Source organism: Streptomyces sp. cg40 (genome assembly GCF_050320165.1).
GTDB classification, from domain to species: domain Bacteria; phylum Actinomycetota; class Actinomycetes; order Streptomycetales; family Streptomycetaceae; genus Streptomyces; species Streptomyces hokutonensis.
In genome coordinates this window covers 1,962,449-1,977,687 of record NZ_CP190128.1, presented here as the reverse complement: position 1 = coordinate 1,977,687, position 15,239 = coordinate 1,962,449, and the positions used below count along the sequence as shown (strand labels likewise).

Below are 15,239 nucleotides of genomic sequence, written 5' to 3'. Positions count from 1 at the left end.
CTAAGCGACGTCGGGATAGCGGTGGCAGAAGACGTGGCCACCGTCGGCGGCCTGCTGCGGCGTGGGCCGTAGAGTGCGGCAGGTATCGACGACCATCGGGCAGTGGTCCGCGTATTTGCATCCTTCACTTCTGGTCGGCTGCGCATCGGTCGTACCGATGCGTCGCATGCCGATGGGATCAGGGTGCAGTGTGGGTGTGGCGGCAACCAGTGTCTGGGTGTAGGGATGACGGGGGTGCCGGGTGACGACCTCGACAGGACCAGTCTCCATCAGTTGGCCGCGGTAGAGAACGGCGACATGGTCGGACATGTAGCGGACCACGTCCAGGTCGTGACCGATGAACAGATAGCTGACGCCCGTGTCGCGTTGTACGTCGCGGAGCAGGTTGAGGATCTGCGCCTGGATGGACACGTCGAGCGCGCTGACCGGTTCGTCGCAGATGATCAGCTCGGGACTGCTGACCAGGGCTCGGGCGATCGCGACGCGCTGCCGCTGCCCGCCGGAGAGCCGTCCCGGGTACCGGGTGGCGATCGCAGGGTCGAGGCCGACCTGCTCCAGCAGCCCGTCGAGGTGCCGCCGGGCGTCGGCACGGCGCAACTGCCGTCGGTCGGGCAGGGCTTCGAGGAGGCTCGCGGCGATGGACAGGGCCGGATTCAGCGAGCTGTACGGGTCCTGGAACACCGCCCGGATCCGCCCGGCGGTCCGGTGCCGCTGCCGCGGGGTCGCGCCGGTGAGGTCCTGGCCGTTGAACACGATCCGGCCGGCCGCGGTAGGTGCCAGGCCGAGGATCGCGCGCCCGATGGTGGTCTTGCCGGAACCGCTCTCGCCGACGAGACCCAGGGTCTTCCCATGGTCGATGGTGAGGGCCACGCCGGAGACCGCCCGGACCGTTCGCCGGCCGACGCGGTAGTCCACGGCCAGATCCGTCACCTCCAGAACCCGGCTGCTAGACATCACTTCCCTCCTTGGTCGTGATCGCGGTCGAAAGGTCCGACGCCTTGGCCAACTCGCCGGTCCGCAAGCAACGGCTGGCGTGGCCGTCGTCGAGAGATTCCCAGCCGACGGGGCCTGCGGTGCACTTGGGCAGGCTGTGCGCGCAGCGGGCTGCGAACCGACATCCGGCGGGCCAGGTCCCGGGGGCCGGCACCTGACCGGGAATGGCGGGAAGACGCTGACCTTCCGTGGCCGAGGCGGGCCGACAGGCCAGCAGCGCCCGGGTGTAGGGGTGGGCGGGCGCGGAGACGAGCTGCTCGACTGTTCCCTCTTCGAGTAGTTGTCCGGCGTACATCACCATGGCGCGCTGGCACACCTGGGCGACGACTGCCCAGTCGTGACTGACCAGCAGCACCGCCATGCCGAGCCGCTGTTGCAGTTCGCGGAGCAGAGCCAGGATCTGGGCCTGCACGGTGACGTCCAACGCGGTGGTCGGCTCGTCGGCGATCAGGAGTCTGGGTCCGGAGGCGATCGCGCGGGCGATGGCGACCCGCTGTGCCATGCCGCCGGACAGCTGGTGCGGATACCGACGTGCCACGGCGGCAGGGTCGGGGATATGGACCATCTCCAGCAGCTCGATCACCCGGTCGTGCGCCTGCGCTCGTGTCAGGTCGCTGTGCGTACGGACGACCTGGCGAAGCAGTGTCCCCACGCGCACAGCGGGGTCCAGTGCTGCCATCGGCTCCTGACCGACGTAACCCACGGACTTTCCCCGGTACGCGGCCATCTGACGGGCGGACAAGCCGGTCACGTCCTGATCGTCGAACCAGATCTCACCCCCGGTCACCCGGCCCCCGTCGGGCAACAACGCGAGCACGGCCCGGGCCACCGAGGTTTTGCCGCATCCTGATTCACCCACCAGGCCCACTGCTTCTCCCGGCCCGATGGCGAACTCCAGCCCGCTGACCGTCGGCGTTTCCCGACCGGCCTCGCCGAATCCGATCGACAGGCCGTGGGCCACCAGCAGATCCGGCCCGTCGGTCTGGCTCGTGGCCCGGGATTCTTGGGGTAGCCGGGTCCTGATCGCGGTCGGTACGGGCCTGCGGCGTCGCCTGGCTGTACCGGTGACCTCTCCGGTCCACGCCTGCACCGTCGCATCCCGCAGTCCGTCCCCGACAAAGCCCAGGCATACCGTGACCAGTGCCACCGTGCCACCGGAGGCCAGCAGCAGCCAGCCGTTCGACGCGAGCACCTGTGACCCTTCGGAGATCATCGATCCCCAGGTGGGGTTGGGCGGCTTCGGGCCGAAGCCCAGGTACGCCAGTCCCACCGACATCTGCAGCGCCATCGCCGAGACGAGCGTCGCCTGTACGAGCACCGGCCCGGCCACGCGCGGCAGTACGTGCCGGACCATGATCCTCAGCGCCGGGAGCCCGGACACCCGCGCCGCGTCGACGAACAACTCCTCGCGAACCGCCAGCACCGGAGCACGGACGCTTCGGACGGTGAAAGGTGCCAACAGCAGGCCCAGTGCGATCATCACGGCGAGGAAGTTCTGCTGGAAGACCGAGAGTACGACGATGACCACGACCAGTACCGGGATGGCCAGCCCCACGTCGGTGATCGACATGATCACGCGGTCGGTCCAGCCGCCGAGATACCCCGAGAGCAACCCGGCCGCCAGGCCCACCGCCAGCGTCACCGCCGCGACCACCGCGGCGTACATGAGCGAGACCCTGCCTCCGTACAGCAGACGGCTGTACGTGTCGCGTCCGAGTTGGTCGGTGCCCAGCCAGTGCGCAGTGCTCGGTCCCTGCAGGCTCGCCGAGTAGTCCACCTGGTTCGGCTGATGTGGCGCGACCAGTGGTGCGGCCACGCAGGCGACCAGGATCAGTGCCAACAGGATCAGCGCCAACAGCGTCGCCGGCCTGCGGATCAGCCCCGCCACCGTTCCGGTCATGACAGCCTCGCTTTCGGGTTCAGCCAGCCATAGGCCAGATCGATCAGCAGGTTCACCAGGACGACGATGACGCAGAACACCACGACGATCCCCTGCAGCGTTGTCAGATCCCCGGACTGAGCCGAGGAGACGGCCAGGCTGCCCAGACCCGGCAGCACGAACACCGACTCCACCAGCACCGTCCCGCCCAGCATGCCGACGAAGAACACGCCGACCAGCGTCACCACAGGGATCGCCGCGTTGCGCAGTCCGTGGCCGAACACGATCCGGCGCTCGGGCATGCCGTCGGCCCGCAGCGCCGTGATGAACTCACGCCCCATCACCTCACGCAGCGAATCCCGGGTCTGTTTGGCGATCCCGGTCAGTCCCACCGCCGCGAGTGCCGCGACCGGGAGCACCAGCGACCGTGCCCACCCCGACGCCGACTGAGACAGGTCCACGTAGCCCGTGGCCGGGAACCAGTGCAGCTTCACCGCCAGCAGGTCGACCAGTACGAGACCCAGCCAGAAGTTGGGGATGGAGAAGCCGAGCATTGCCAGGCCGTCGATCACCCGGCCCACCACGCCCTCGCGCAGCGCGCTCACGGTGCCCAGCGCCACCCCCAGAATCGCTGACGCCAGCGTCCCCGCGATCACCAGCGCCAGCGTCACCGGCAACCGCGCTGACAACGTCGAGCCCACGGGCTCGGAGGTTGTCAGCGACGTGCCCAGATTCCCCGTAACCGCATGCGAGAGCCAATGCCAGTACTGCTCCCACAACGGCTGGGTCAGCCCGAGTTGCCGTTCGAGTGCGGCCACACTGTCAGGTGTGGCCGAGGACCCGAGAATTGTTTCCGCCGCGTTCCCCGGCGCCAACGAGGTCAGCACGAAGGACAGTACGGAGACCACGAGCAGCAAGGGGATCGCCAGCAACAGCCGACGGACCACCAGTCGCATCATCGCAACTCACCGTCCTGTCAGCCGACGTTGGGCAGTCCGCCGGCGAACATGCCGACGGACTCGAGGCCGAACACATCGCGACCGTTGATCTCGGCCATCGGGTCGAAGCGGATGGCTCCGTGCGTGCTCAGCACTCGCAGGTCGCGAGCGAACCGCTGGATCGGGTTCTTCAGACTGACGGTGGAGGAGCCGAGCGCGATCTGCATCATGTCGACCGCGTCGGCGCAGAGCCGGATCGCGTAGATGAGGTCCATGTGCAACTCGCTGGCCTCATCCTCGGTGAAGTCCCCGCCCGCCAGGCTCCGCCGGTCGACAGCGTCGGCGTGGCGCTCCATCACTGCCTGGGCAGCGTTGATCATCGCCCGCGTCCTGCCCGCCGTCACCTGCGTCGACGGCGTGTCGGCGACGGTCGGATAGGGCAGGTTGAACGGCTTACGGGCCGGTGCCTGCTCGGCAAAGCACTCCAGGGCACCCCTGGCCATGCCGAGGGCGTTCCCAGCGCTGCTCAGCGTGATCGCCAGCACCCTGCCCTGCGATCCCCACGTGAACCCGACGCCCTGGTACTTGCCGCGCAGACCGTCCATCAACATCGGGAGATCGGACATCTTGATGAAGCGGTGGGCGGGGACGAGCACCTCGGTCTCGGCCACGAGCGTGTTGCTGGAGGTGGCGCACATGCCCATGACGTTCCAGTCGTCGAGGATCGTGTACTGGTCGCGCGAGAGGATCACCTGGCCGCGGCCGGGACCGTTGTCGTCCTCGAACTCCACGCCGACCATCGCCCAGGCGGCATGCTTGCAGCCGCTGCCGAACCCCCACTTCCCGCGCACCAGCCATCCGCCGTCCACTTTGCGCGCCGATCCGACCCGGGTGGCGAACAGCGAGGCACCGACGAGCAGGGGCCCCTCCCAGCCCTCCGATACGTCGTAGACCTCGTCAATGGCCTGCTGCGGATACGCGAGAGCCATCACGTTGTTGCCCGTCGCGGCGGAGACGAGCCAGGCGGCCGAACCGTCACCACGGCCCACGGTGGCGATGGCCTCGAGCATGTCACGGGCACCCACCGCGTGGCCGCCGAGCTCGATCGGGGTCGTCAGATGGAAGACACCCGTCTCGGAGAGCGCGCGGACCGTTTCCGGAGTGAGTGCACCGAGGCGCTCTGCCTCAGGAGCGGCCTCACGCATCAACGGAATGAGTTTCGAAACCTCCTGAGCAATCCGCTGGCCGGTCTCGCTCAGAAATTCTGGAACGTACTGACTGGACACGTCGGGCGTCGTCCTGTTCTCACCGGCAGTTGTCGTCATCATTGACCTCCTGGATCCTCCTCGACTGAGGGAGGAATGTGAATGCTGAATCGTCCCGTTCTTCCGGGAGCCAGTTTTCCGCTGAACGCGATTTTCCAGTCTTTTAATGCCGCGGAGGAGATGCCTTGTTCACGCCGCTCCAGTGTTCGGCGAGCATGCCGTCCCTAATGGAATAGGCAGTGAAAGCATAATAGGGATACCGCCGGTCGGGCTCGTTTGGGTCGGGTTGAGGCAACAGTCCGGCCGTGACGACGATGTCTCCTTCGGCGGCGAGCAGGACGTGTGGCAATGTCATGCTCTCCGGCACCGGCCGGGGCCCGTCGGGAAAGACCAGGCTCAACAGGTTCTCGAGCCCGGTCCGCCCTTGTGGGTAGTGCCGACCGTGCTGCCGGTAGTCGTCGGTGACAAAGCGCTTGGCGGCCCCGACGTCCTGGCCGTCGAAGACCTGTCGGTAGAAGTCCACGGCCAGGTGCTTGGCACGGTCGGGATTTGGCCCGGGTGCTGAGGGCCGCGGCCGGGCCGTCCCGTCACCCCAGGTAGACCATGACAACCGGGTCGGTGCCGCCCGGTTGATGCTGGGCCACCGTTCGGTGATCCTGCCTTCCCGGACGCGATAGGCGTCGAAACTGAAGAAGTCGAACGCGGCGCCGGGGTCATCGGGCTCCGGCTGCGGCATGGAGAAACAGACGACCACGAGGTCTTCGTCGGCCACGGCGAGGGCCGGCTCCGGCATCGTCCCTGTGCCGGGTGTCGGAAGCGCGGACGGTGCGAACGTCTCGCGGACCGATTGCTCCATGGCGGCCAGTCCCTGGCCGCCATCGGGGGCGTGCACCCGGACGTTCGCGTCGCAGAACTCCCTCACCGCCGCCATGTCCTGTCCCCAGAACACCTGCCGGTAGAAGTCGAGGATGAGGGCCTTTTTCACCTGCGGCTCGTGTTCACCCATGGGACGGGTACCAGTTCTCGCTCGTGACGGGGCTGAACGGATCCAGCTCCCGGGTCAGGTACGACGATGGCACGTTCGTGATGTCCTTGCCCGTCGCCTGCAGCGTCGGTACGGAGGCCACCGGGACGGCCCATTCGAGTTCGTCGAGCCGGGCGGTGGCCGCCTTCATCAAGGTGTTCTGCTTGCTCTGTGTCGCAGCGAGCCCGGCCTGCTTGACGAGCTTCTCCAGGGTCGGGTCCGCAGCGACCTTGAACGGGTTCATGTAGGCCCCGGCCGAGAAGTTGACCTCTGCCAGGGAGAACGTGCTGGTCGCGCCCGCGTTCCAGACGTATGCCGGGTACTTTCCGCTGCCCACCTGCTGCGCGACGGTGCCGGCGGACGCGTCGCTGCTGACCAGGTCGACCTTGACGCCGATCGCCGCGAGAGCGTTGACGAGCGCCTGCCCCAGGGTGTTGTTGGCGTCGAAGACGGTGGGGTCGAACACGGTCAGCGTGAAGCCGTGAGGATAACCGGCCTCGGCCAGGAGCTGCTTCGCCTTCGCGGTGTCGTACGCGTAGAGGTTCGTGTCGGCTTCGTTGTAGCCCTGTTCGCCGACGGGGACCATGGAGCTGGTCGGTGTGGCGGAGCTGCCGAAGACCGCCTTCGTGATCTGCGTGCGGGGAATCGCGTAGGAGATCGCCTGACGCACCTTCACGTTCGCCAGCGGCCCGCTGTTGCGCTGCGCCAGCACCAGCATCGGCATTCCGTCGGGCGCCGCTCCCAGCTTGCCCGAGGAGATTCGGAGGCCGGACGACTTGGCCGTGTCCACGTCGGTCGAAGGGATGGCCTGGGCCCAGTCGATCTGCCCGGATTCAACGGCGCTCAGGCGCGATCGGGCATTCTGCATCGGCTTGAGTGTGACCTTTTTGTATTTGATCGCTGATTGGTTGAAGTACGCGCGGTTCGGCACGTACGTGTAAACGCTGCCCTTCAAGGTCGAGGCGGCGTCGAGTTTGTACGGGCCGATTCCGTCGCTCGTGGTGTTCAGCGACTTGGGGTTTGCCAAACCCTTGGGGCCGATGATCGTCCCGAGGCCGTTCTGCCCGCTGAGCTGCCACAGGGCGAAGTCGTAGGTCACGGGTGTGCTGTAGTGGACATCGACGCTGTAGGTGTCGGCCGCCGTTATTTTGTCGACCGGAACCGCGTTGGACTGGTTCGGGCCGGGCGTCTTCAGGAAGTTGTCCATCGACGCCACGACCGCCTTCGCGTCGAGTTCGGTGCCGTCGGTGAAGTGCGCGTCCTGGCGGAGGGTGAGCCGCAGCGTCTGGTGACCGGAGTCGAGGAACTTCCACGACGTCGCCAGGTCCGCCGCGTACTCTCCGGCCGAGGTCTGGTGCACCAGGGAGTCGTAGGCCGGGAAGCAATAGGTCGGCGGAGCGCATGACGTCGGATCCAGGCTCAGGGTGTCGCTCGCCATCCCGATGGCGAGCGTACTGTCGTTGCCATTGCCGCTGTGACTGGTGGAGCCGCCGCAGGCGGCAAGTGTGACGAGGGCGGTGGATGCCGCCGCAGCGACGGAGACTCTTCGTGTCCATCGCTTCTCGTGAGCAGGTGTTGTCATCGTTGACCTCCCCGGGCGCCATCGCCCGGCTCTGCCCGGAATGTAGTACGATACCGTACTGTCCTGTTACGGGGGTGTCAACGGCTCACCATCCCAACTTCACCCCCTTGGTGCAGGTGATGAGGGTGTCACGTTGCGAAAACGCCGGATTGTGGAGTGTAACGGACGCAAATCACTACTGCACCGGAGTCACCCCTCTTGCTCTCACCTGGACGGTACGATACCGTACCGTTCGCTCTCTTCGGTTCGTTGGCAGGACCGAACCAGAGGTCGTCCAAAGAAGGGCAGACACATGACTCGATCAGCCGTAGTCACCGAGTACGACCTACTTGCGCGAGCGGAGGAGCTCGTGCCTGTTCTGCGGGAGCGCGGTCCGGAAGGTGAGCGGCTCGGCCAGTTGCCGCCTGCCACGCTCGCCGACTTCGAGGCCGCGGAGTTCTTCGGAGCCATGCGACCCGCCGAGGTAGGAGGTCTGCAGATCGGCCTCAAGTCCTTCGCCGCCATCACGCGCACGCTGGCACGCGGTGACGCGTCCGCCGGCTGGATCGGCGGCTTCCTCATGACCCACTCCTGGATGCTGTCGAAGCTGAGTCTGGAAGCGCAGCGTGACATCTTCGCCGGGCGCCCCTGGGTGCTCGCCGCGGCAGCCGCGGCGCCTCCCGGACGTGCCGAGCGTGTTGCGGGTGGCTATCGGATCTCGGGGCGCTGGCGGTTCGCGTCCGGGATCATGCACTCCGAGTGGGTGGTGCTGATGGCGATGAGCGAGGACGGGCCGTTGTCCTGTGTCGTCCGGGTCGATTTGGTGACCATCCACAAGACATGGGACGTTCCCGGTATGGAGGCGACCGGTAGCAACGACGTGGAGGCCGATGGCCTTTTCGTCCCCGAGCACCTCGCCGTCGGCTTCGCCGAAGCCGCAGCCGCCGACTGCCCCGGAGCCAAGGCCTTCGACTATCCGATGCTGCGCTATCCCATGCACCGGGTTCTGCCGTTGATCCACCCGTTGGTCGCGCTGGGGACCGCTGACGCGGCACTCGAGTTGTTCCGGGACGGGATCGGATCCCGAATCCGTCCGCAGACCGGCGGCCGGGTGATCGAAGAGCCGATGACCCACCAGCTCTACGGCGAGGCGTTCCATCGCGTGCGTACCGCGGAACTGGTACTCGACGACGCGCTCGATCGCATCGTGTTCAGTTACGGGGCCGGCAAGCAGGAGGAGCCGTCGCTCGAGCGCCGAGCCGAGATCAACCTCGGTGTCACAGCGGCAGGCGTCATCGCGTTCGAGGCCGTCGACCTGCTGGTACGTGCGTCGGGTGCGAGCATCCACCGCACCGGCCATCCGCTGGACCGGATCTGCCGGGACACCCAGGTCATGCGCAACCACGGCATGCTCGACTGGCGCTACGTCTCGTCCGTCGGTGGCCGGGCGTTGCTCGGCCTCAGCCTCGGAGAGCATGCCGAGGCGCTCTTCTGACTCGTCGGCACAAGCGGTCCGGGCGGCCGACGGTCTCGGATGCCGCTGAGGTCCAAGAGCCAGGACCGGGCATCCGCCCGAATTAGGCAAGGCCTGAATTCACGAAGAAGGGACGAAATGGATATCTCCGCGGATCTTGCACTGCGTATCGATCGCCTTGAGGCGGCGCAGGCGGTTCAGAATCTGATGGGCAAGTACGAGTACCTGCATTCGGCGTACCAGAATGCGGAGATCGTCAAGCTCTTCGCTGAACGCGACGACATCGTCATCGACATGCCCTTCGGGCGATGGAATGGACGGGACGCCGCGCGACGCTGTTTCGGCGTCATGTTCGAAGAGGAACTGACGGCACGGGACCGCCGTGGAGAACTGGCCGAGCACACGCTGACGACGCCGGTGATCGAGGTGGCGAAGGACGGGCAGACGGCGAAAGCGGTGTGGAACTCGCCGGGGCACGAGGCGCACACGTTCTTCTGGCTCCCGGACAAGCCGCGCATTGCCTTCTGGTACTGGTGCCGCTACTCCGTGGACTTCGTCAAGACCGACGAGGGCTGGCGGATCTGGCACCTGCACGTGTATCAGACCTGGGCCTCTGAGGTGAACTCGAGCGTTGTCTCGAGCGAGCCGCCGACCGAGCCACCGACGCCGAACGGCTGGGCGGCCCCCGACGAGGCGCTGACCCTCGTCACGAAGTACAGCGCCGAGAAGGAGCCGGAACTGATCCCGGTCCCGCCGGAGCCGTACGACAGCTATGTGGAACACGACTACGTGACGTGAGAGGGGGCGGCGGGTCGCGTTGGGCCTCCGACTCGGCCCAGTTCGCGGCCTACGAAGCCGTTTCCCCGTGCTCAGGCATGGATGCATTTCGACAGAGGAGTTGAGATGGGCTCGATCTTCGCGCGAGCCGGGGCTTCCCCCGACGCAGCCTCCGGCAGGCGCAATACGTCACTGGTCGGCGGACTGCCGACCGAAGAGTTCAAGCTGGTGTCCCGCAACCACGCCGCAGGCGTCGCCGTGATCACCGCAGACGCGGGTGAGGGTCCCGCCGGCCTTACCGCGACCTCAGTGTTCTCCGTCAGCGCCGAGCCTCCGCTGTTCGGCTTCTCGTTGTCGTGCGCGTCATCGAGTGCGCCGACGATCGCGAAGGCCGACACCGTGGTCATCCACCTGCTCAGCGTGCGCCAGCTCGCGGCCGCCCGGCTGTTCGCGACGAGTGGCGTCGACCGCTTTGCGGACCCCGAGAGCTGGGGGCGACTGGCGACGGGCGAACCCTATCTCCATGAGGTCCCCGTCTGGATCCGTGGCCGCATAGTCGGCCGCATGGAGGCCGGCGGATCGATGGTGGTCACCGTGCACGCGCTCCAGTCCCACATCGCGCTGGCGGCTGACGACGCACCGCTCGTCTACCACAACCGTACGTGGCACCAGCTCGGTGACCACTCGATGCTCCCGGCATGACCGGGCAATCCGCGCTCGCCGACACGGCTTTTGAAGGAACAATGACTCCAAAACTTCTGATCATCATCGCGAGCACCCGACCCGGGCGACTAGGTTTCCCGATCGGCAGCTGGGCGGCTGACGCAGCCAAGAGGCACGGCGGCTTCGACATCGAGGTCGCCGATCTGGCAGAGTTCGACCTGCCCCTGCTCGACGAGCCCGCCCACCCGCGCACCGGAAAGTACAGCCAGGAGCACACCCTTGCGTGGAGCCGTGCGGTTGAGTCGGCGGACGCCTTCCTGTTCGTGACCCCCGAGTACAACTACGGCCCACCGCCGAGCCTGCTCAACGCCATCTCGTACCTGTTCTGGGAGTGGGCGTACAAGCCGGTCGGTTTCGTGAGCTACGGCGGCATCAGCGCCGGGCTGCGCGCGGTACAGGTGCTCAAGCAGATCGTGACGACGGTCCGGATGATGCCCGTCCAGGACGGTGTCGCCATTCCCTTCGTGATGCCGCATGTCCAGGACGGCGTCTTCACCCCGACACCGATTGTGGAGGAGACGCTGCCGTTCCACCTGGACGAGGTGCTGCGCTGGACCAACGCGCTCGCAGACCTACGCGCTCAGGTCCCGCAGCTCCGCCGCCTGCTCCCGCCTGGTGCCCCGAAGCTCCCTCCCGGTGTCACGTCACCGCCGGGGGTCAAGCCGTAACGGTTACAAAGGCGACCGTCACGCCCGGCCGACTTCGTGACCGGGCTTCATGGGAGGGGGCGCCCCCACATGCGACCGACCGTGTGCGGGCGGCAACGAGCGATGACCTGGAGTCATCCACCACGCACGAGCGCGCCGCCTGCCCCCTCCTGCACGGCATTTAGGGGTGCCCTCCACGTCTGTCGGTGAAGGCGTTGGTGTGGAGGGCAGACGCCGGCTGTGCGACCGCGCGGTCGAGCACTGGGCCGAGCGTGCTCTTCCGCCGCTCGGGAGTCGCTTTCAGGCTGCCGAGCGCGAGGCCAACGTGATCCACCGTGCTCGCTCCTGCGGTGGCTCGCGTCCGATCGGGTGGCTGTCGGCCGGTCGGAATCAGTAGGTGCTTCGTCCGCCCGACAGGTCGAACACCGCGCCCGTGGAGAAGCTGCACGCAGGGCTTGCCATCCAGGTCACGAGCGCGGCCACTTCGTCAGTGGTGCCCAGGCGGCCCATCGGGATGGCCGCTCGCATCTTGGCCTGGATCTCCGAGCTGTTCTCATGCGTCATGCCCGCGTCGATCCCGGCCGGTGTGATCGCGTTGACGAGAACACCGGTCTTGGCGAGGTCCTTGCCGAGCGCTTTGGCGATTGCGATCACTGCGGCCTTCGAGGCGCTGTAGGCCGGGAGCAGCGCGGAACCTTCCTTGCCAGCGACCGACGCGACCAGAACCACACGGCCGTAGCCGCGTTCCACCATGCCGGGGAGTATCGCCTTGCAGGCCCGGAACGTTCCCGCGGCATTGATGTCCATGACCTGGTTCCAGGTCGACTCGGACAGGTCGAGCAGGCGCGTCCAGGGTCCACTGATGCCTGCGGCGTGGACGAAGACGGAGACGGGCCCGAGTTCGCGCTCAACGGTCGCGACCCCTGCCGCCAGCGACTCGGTGGACGTGACGTCCGTGACGACGGGGAAGTGGGGGTCGGGGGAGTGGGGGTCGATGTCCAGGAGGGCGACCTGGTGTCCCGCGATGGCGAGGGCGTCTGCGCATGCCCGGCCGATGCCACTGCCGCCGCCGGTCACGATTGCGACGTTGCTGGGGACGTGGCTCATCTTCATGCGGGTTCCTCTTTTCGGCTCGGATCCCACGAGAATCGATATTCTGGCATGAAATCGACCATCAGTCCATGTTCGGTAAGTGGTCGCTTCCATACCCTCGATCGAGCAGCGGCAGCAGTATCGATTTTCTGGCTAGACTGCGGGCATGAAGCGGCAACGGGTCGGGTCCTCGCTCGTGGAAGACGTGCAGGCGGAGCTACGGGAAGAGATCCTCTCGGGTGTCCGTCAGCCGGGCGAACGCCTGTTGGTGCAGCCGTTGTCGAAGCGGCTCGACGTCAGCCTCTCCGTCGTACGCGAAGCGCTCACCCGGCTCGCGGAGCAGGGGCTGGTGGGGTCGGCGCCCCAGTTGGGCTTCACCGTGATGCCGCTGTCGGTCGACCACCTGAATGATCTGACCCGGGTGCGCATCGACATCGAGACGATGATGATCCGTCGTGCCACTGTCGAGGGCGATCTCGACTGGGAGGCGGGAGTCCTCGCCGCCCACCATCGCCTCGCCGGCACTTCTCCGGAGTCGGGCGGCGCCATGAACCCCGCCTGGCGTGCTGCTCACGCGGAGTTCCACGGCGCTGTCGCCTCGGGGTGCGCCAGTCCGCTGCTGCAGAACATCCGGGCCGGGCTCTACGACAAGGCTGAGCTCTACCGCGCGTGGGCGGTGAAGGTGAGTGGGGGCCGGGATGTGGTCCAAGAACACCGGCAGATCTGCGAAGCCGTCCTTGACCGGGACGCGGACCGCGCTTGCGAACTCATGGCGGCGCACGTGCAGCTGACGACCGACCTTCTCCTCGAATCGATGCCGGATGTCGACGTGCCCTGACCGGCGGTAGCTGGCGTCGGAGATCCGAGTCGTCCTCACTTGCCCAAATGTGAGGACGATTTATTAGCATTCCTACCGTTCCTCTGATCCGGAGAAGCGACTTCAAGAGAAAATTTCGATTTTCTCTTGCCATATCGATGTGAGCAGTCGCAGGCTCTGTTGAAGGACCTCAGCTGTGCGGTCCTGGCGATCTGAAGGGCTGAACCGATGCGACTTGCAAACCTTGCCGGCCGAGCCGTCCTGCTCGTCGATGGCGGCGCTGTGGACGTGGAGCGGCTGACGGACGGGAAGTTCGGGCCTGACATCCGCTCCGTCCTCGACAACTGGGCCGTTTTCCGCGCCGAGGTGGCCGACGTCGCGATCGACCGGGCCGAGCGGACCCCGTACGGGCCGGCCGACCTCGGCACGCCGGTGCCCGAGCCCCGCCAGATCTTCGCGGTGGGCCTGAACTACGCCGACCATGCCGCCGAGTCCAACGTGCCGGCGCCCGAGTTCCCACTGATCTTCACGAAGTTCCAGAGCTCACTCGCCGGCCCGGCCACTCCGGTCTCGCTTCCGTCGGAGGGCGTCGACTTCGAGGCCGAGCTCGTGGTGGTGATCGGCAAGGAGACATATCAGGTTGCCGAGTCGGACGCCTGGTCCTGCGTCGCCGGACTGACTGTCGGACAGGACCTGTCCGAGCGTGCGGTTCAAGGCCGCGGACCGGTTCCGCAGTTCTCGCTCGGCAAGTCGTTTCCGGGGTTCTCGCCGTGCGGCCCGGCGGTGGTGTCGCTCGACGAGGTCCCCCACCCTGACGACCTCGCCATTCGCGGCTGGATCGGCGACGAAGTTCTCCAGGAGAGTCGGACGAAGGAGCTCATCTTCTCGGTCCCGGAGCTTGTCGCCTACCTCTCCGGCGTCTGCACCCTCTACCCCGGGGACCTGATCTTCACCGGCACCCCTGCCGGCGTCGGCATGGGGCGCGTGCCCCAGCGCTTCCTGCGGCCCGGCGAGACACTCATGACGGAGATCGAGGGCCTGGGGCGCCTCGAGATCCCGCTCGAGCAGGGCTGCCCGACCTCCGCCTGAGAAGGAGCGTCCCGATGTCACTGCACGGTCTCTCATCACTCACGTTCGGAGTGCCGAACATCCCCGCGGTCGCCTCGTACTACGAGGATTTTGGCCTCGACATCACCCGTACCGACGCCGACGGCGTCACGCACCTGGCTACTGTCAACGGCGGCGAGCAACTGCACATCGCTCGTGCGGACCGTCGTCGGCTCCTGGCCATGACCGTAGCCGCTGAGGACACCGACGACCTTGACCGCATCGCGTCGAACCTGGCGCGACTGGGGCTTCCGGTCGACCGGAGAGAGACCTCACTGACGACTCGTGACCCCGGCACGGACGTCGCGGTCGACGTCGAGGTGCTCCCGCACATCGAGACGCCGCCCAACGAGCCCGTGGCCTACAACGGTCCGGGCCGGCCGGTGCGCCTCAACCAACGCGCGCCGGGTATCGAGCGGACCAACCGGGTCCGGCCCCGCAAACTCGGTCACGTCGTGCTCGGCTCCATCGATCAGCCGAGCAGCCAGAAGTTCTTCACCGAGGGCCTCGGCTTCAAGATCAGTGATGTGGTCAAGGACGAGGCGGCCTTCATGCGCTGCAGCACCGACCACCACAACGTCCTTGTCCAGGCCGCACCCATCACGCTGCTTCACCACACGTCGTGGCACGTGGACGACGTGGACGAGATCGGCCGTGGCGCCATGTCGATGCTCGAGGAGGACCCGGACCGTCATGTCTGGGGACTGGGGCGGCACCACATCGGTTCGAACTTCTTCTGGTACCTGAAGGACCCGGCAGGCAACTTCAGTGAGTACTACTCCGACATGGACTGCGTCGTCGACGACGAGTTGTGGGAACCGGGTGTGTGGGAGGGCGTCAAGTCCCTCTTCAGCTGGGGCCCGACACCGCCGGACTACTTCTTCCGTCCAGAGGACCTCGCCGGCCACATGGCCGGGGCACACGTGGGACACCGCTAGAGAG

The 15,239-nt window shown here is 66.8% G+C and carries 14 protein-coding genes; 7 read left to right on the top strand and 7 right to left on the bottom strand.

The genetic code is table 11. The features are described from left to right. From ACQHII_RS08815 to ACQHII_RS08790, 6 genes are all read right to left on the bottom strand, one after another. Positions 1–954, bottom strand: a complete 954-nt coding sequence (locus ACQHII_RS08815) for an ABC transporter ATP-binding protein (RefSeq protein WP_427918738.1) — start codon at positions 952–954, stop codon at positions 1–3. Then, a complete protein-coding gene (locus ACQHII_RS08810; protein WP_427918737.1) occupies positions 947–2,893 on the bottom strand; it encodes a dipeptide/oligopeptide/nickel ABC transporter permease/ATP-binding protein in 1,947 nt (648 codons plus the stop codon). The genes ACQHII_RS08815 and ACQHII_RS08810 overlap by 8 nt, the downstream gene beginning before the upstream one ends. After that, positions 2,890–3,831 carry an ABC transporter permease gene (locus ACQHII_RS08805; RefSeq protein WP_427918736.1) on the bottom strand — a complete coding sequence of 314 codons (942 nt, stop codon included), beginning with the start codon at positions 3,829–3,831 and terminating at the stop codon, positions 2,890–2,892. Before ACQHII_RS08805 ends, ACQHII_RS08810 begins: the two co-directional genes overlap by 4 nt. A gap of 17 nt (positions 3,832–3,848) precedes the next feature. Then, positions 3,849–5,135 carry an acyl-CoA dehydrogenase family protein gene (locus tag ACQHII_RS08800; RefSeq protein WP_427918735.1) on the bottom strand — a complete coding sequence of 429 codons (1,287 nt, stop codon included), beginning with the start codon at positions 5,133–5,135 and terminating at the stop codon, positions 3,849–3,851. Positions 5,136–5,238: 103 nt separating this feature from the next. Next, positions 5,239–6,081 (bottom strand): nuclear transport factor 2 family protein, encoded by an 843-nt coding sequence (locus tag ACQHII_RS08795; RefSeq protein WP_427918734.1) that lies wholly within the window; start codon positions 6,079–6,081, stop codon positions 5,239–5,241. Then, on the bottom strand, positions 6,074–7,537 hold the full coding sequence (locus tag ACQHII_RS08790) for an ABC transporter substrate-binding protein (RefSeq protein ID WP_427918733.1): 1,464 nt from the start codon (positions 7,535–7,537) through the stop codon (positions 6,074–6,076). The genes ACQHII_RS08795 and ACQHII_RS08790 overlap by 8 nt, the downstream gene beginning before the upstream one ends. A 493-nt stretch (positions 7,538–8,030) precedes the next feature. Between ACQHII_RS08790 and ACQHII_RS08785 the strand changes: the two genes are divergently transcribed. The 4 genes from ACQHII_RS08785 to ACQHII_RS08770 all read left to right on the top strand — a co-directional run bounded on the left by ACQHII_RS08785 (position 8,031) and on the right by ACQHII_RS08770 (position 11,302). Then, positions 8,031–9,155 carry a hypothetical protein gene (locus ACQHII_RS08785; RefSeq protein ID WP_427918732.1) on the top strand — a complete coding sequence of 375 codons (1,125 nt, stop codon included), beginning with the start codon at positions 8,031–8,033 and terminating at the stop codon, positions 9,153–9,155. Positions 9,156–9,272: 117 nt separating this feature from the next. Further along, a complete protein-coding gene (locus ACQHII_RS08780; RefSeq protein WP_427918731.1) occupies positions 9,273–9,932 on the top strand; it encodes a nuclear transport factor 2 family protein in 660 nt (219 codons plus the stop codon). Between the two features lie 105 nt (positions 9,933–10,037). Continuing rightward, complete coding sequence (locus tag ACQHII_RS08775; RefSeq protein ID WP_427918730.1) at positions 10,038–10,613, top strand: flavin reductase family protein; 576 nt, start codon at positions 10,038–10,040, stop codon at positions 10,611–10,613. Next, complete coding sequence (locus ACQHII_RS08770) at positions 10,610–11,302, top strand: NADPH-dependent FMN reductase (protein WP_427918729.1); 693 nt, start codon at positions 10,610–10,612, stop codon at positions 11,300–11,302. Before ACQHII_RS08775 ends, ACQHII_RS08770 begins: the two co-directional genes overlap by 4 nt. A gap of 369 nt (positions 11,303–11,671) precedes the next feature. Here ACQHII_RS08770 and ACQHII_RS08765 read toward each other — a convergent pair whose 3' ends face one another. Beyond that, a complete protein-coding gene (locus ACQHII_RS08765; protein WP_427918728.1) occupies positions 11,672–12,394 on the bottom strand; it encodes an SDR family NAD(P)-dependent oxidoreductase in 723 nt (240 codons plus the stop codon). 145 nt (positions 12,395–12,539) lie between these two features. On the opposite strand from ACQHII_RS08765, the gene ACQHII_RS08760 reads away from it, so the two are divergent. The 3 genes from ACQHII_RS08760 (at position 12,540) to ACQHII_RS08750 (ending at position 15,235) form a co-directional block, all read left to right on the top strand. After that, positions 12,540–13,211 (top strand): GntR family transcriptional regulator, encoded by a 672-nt coding sequence (locus ACQHII_RS08760; protein ID WP_427918727.1) that lies wholly within the window; start codon positions 12,540–12,542, stop codon positions 13,209–13,211. 207 nt (positions 13,212–13,418) lie between these two features. Beyond that, positions 13,419–14,279, top strand: coding sequence for a fumarylacetoacetate hydrolase family protein (locus tag ACQHII_RS08755; protein WP_427918726.1), 861 nt, complete (start codon positions 13,419–13,421; stop codon positions 14,277–14,279). Between the two features lie 14 nt (positions 14,280–14,293). Beyond that, positions 14,294–15,235, top strand: coding sequence for a VOC family protein (locus ACQHII_RS08750; protein WP_427918725.1), 942 nt, complete (start codon positions 14,294–14,296; stop codon positions 15,233–15,235). The last annotated feature ends 4 nt before the right edge of the window (positions 15,236–15,239 follow it).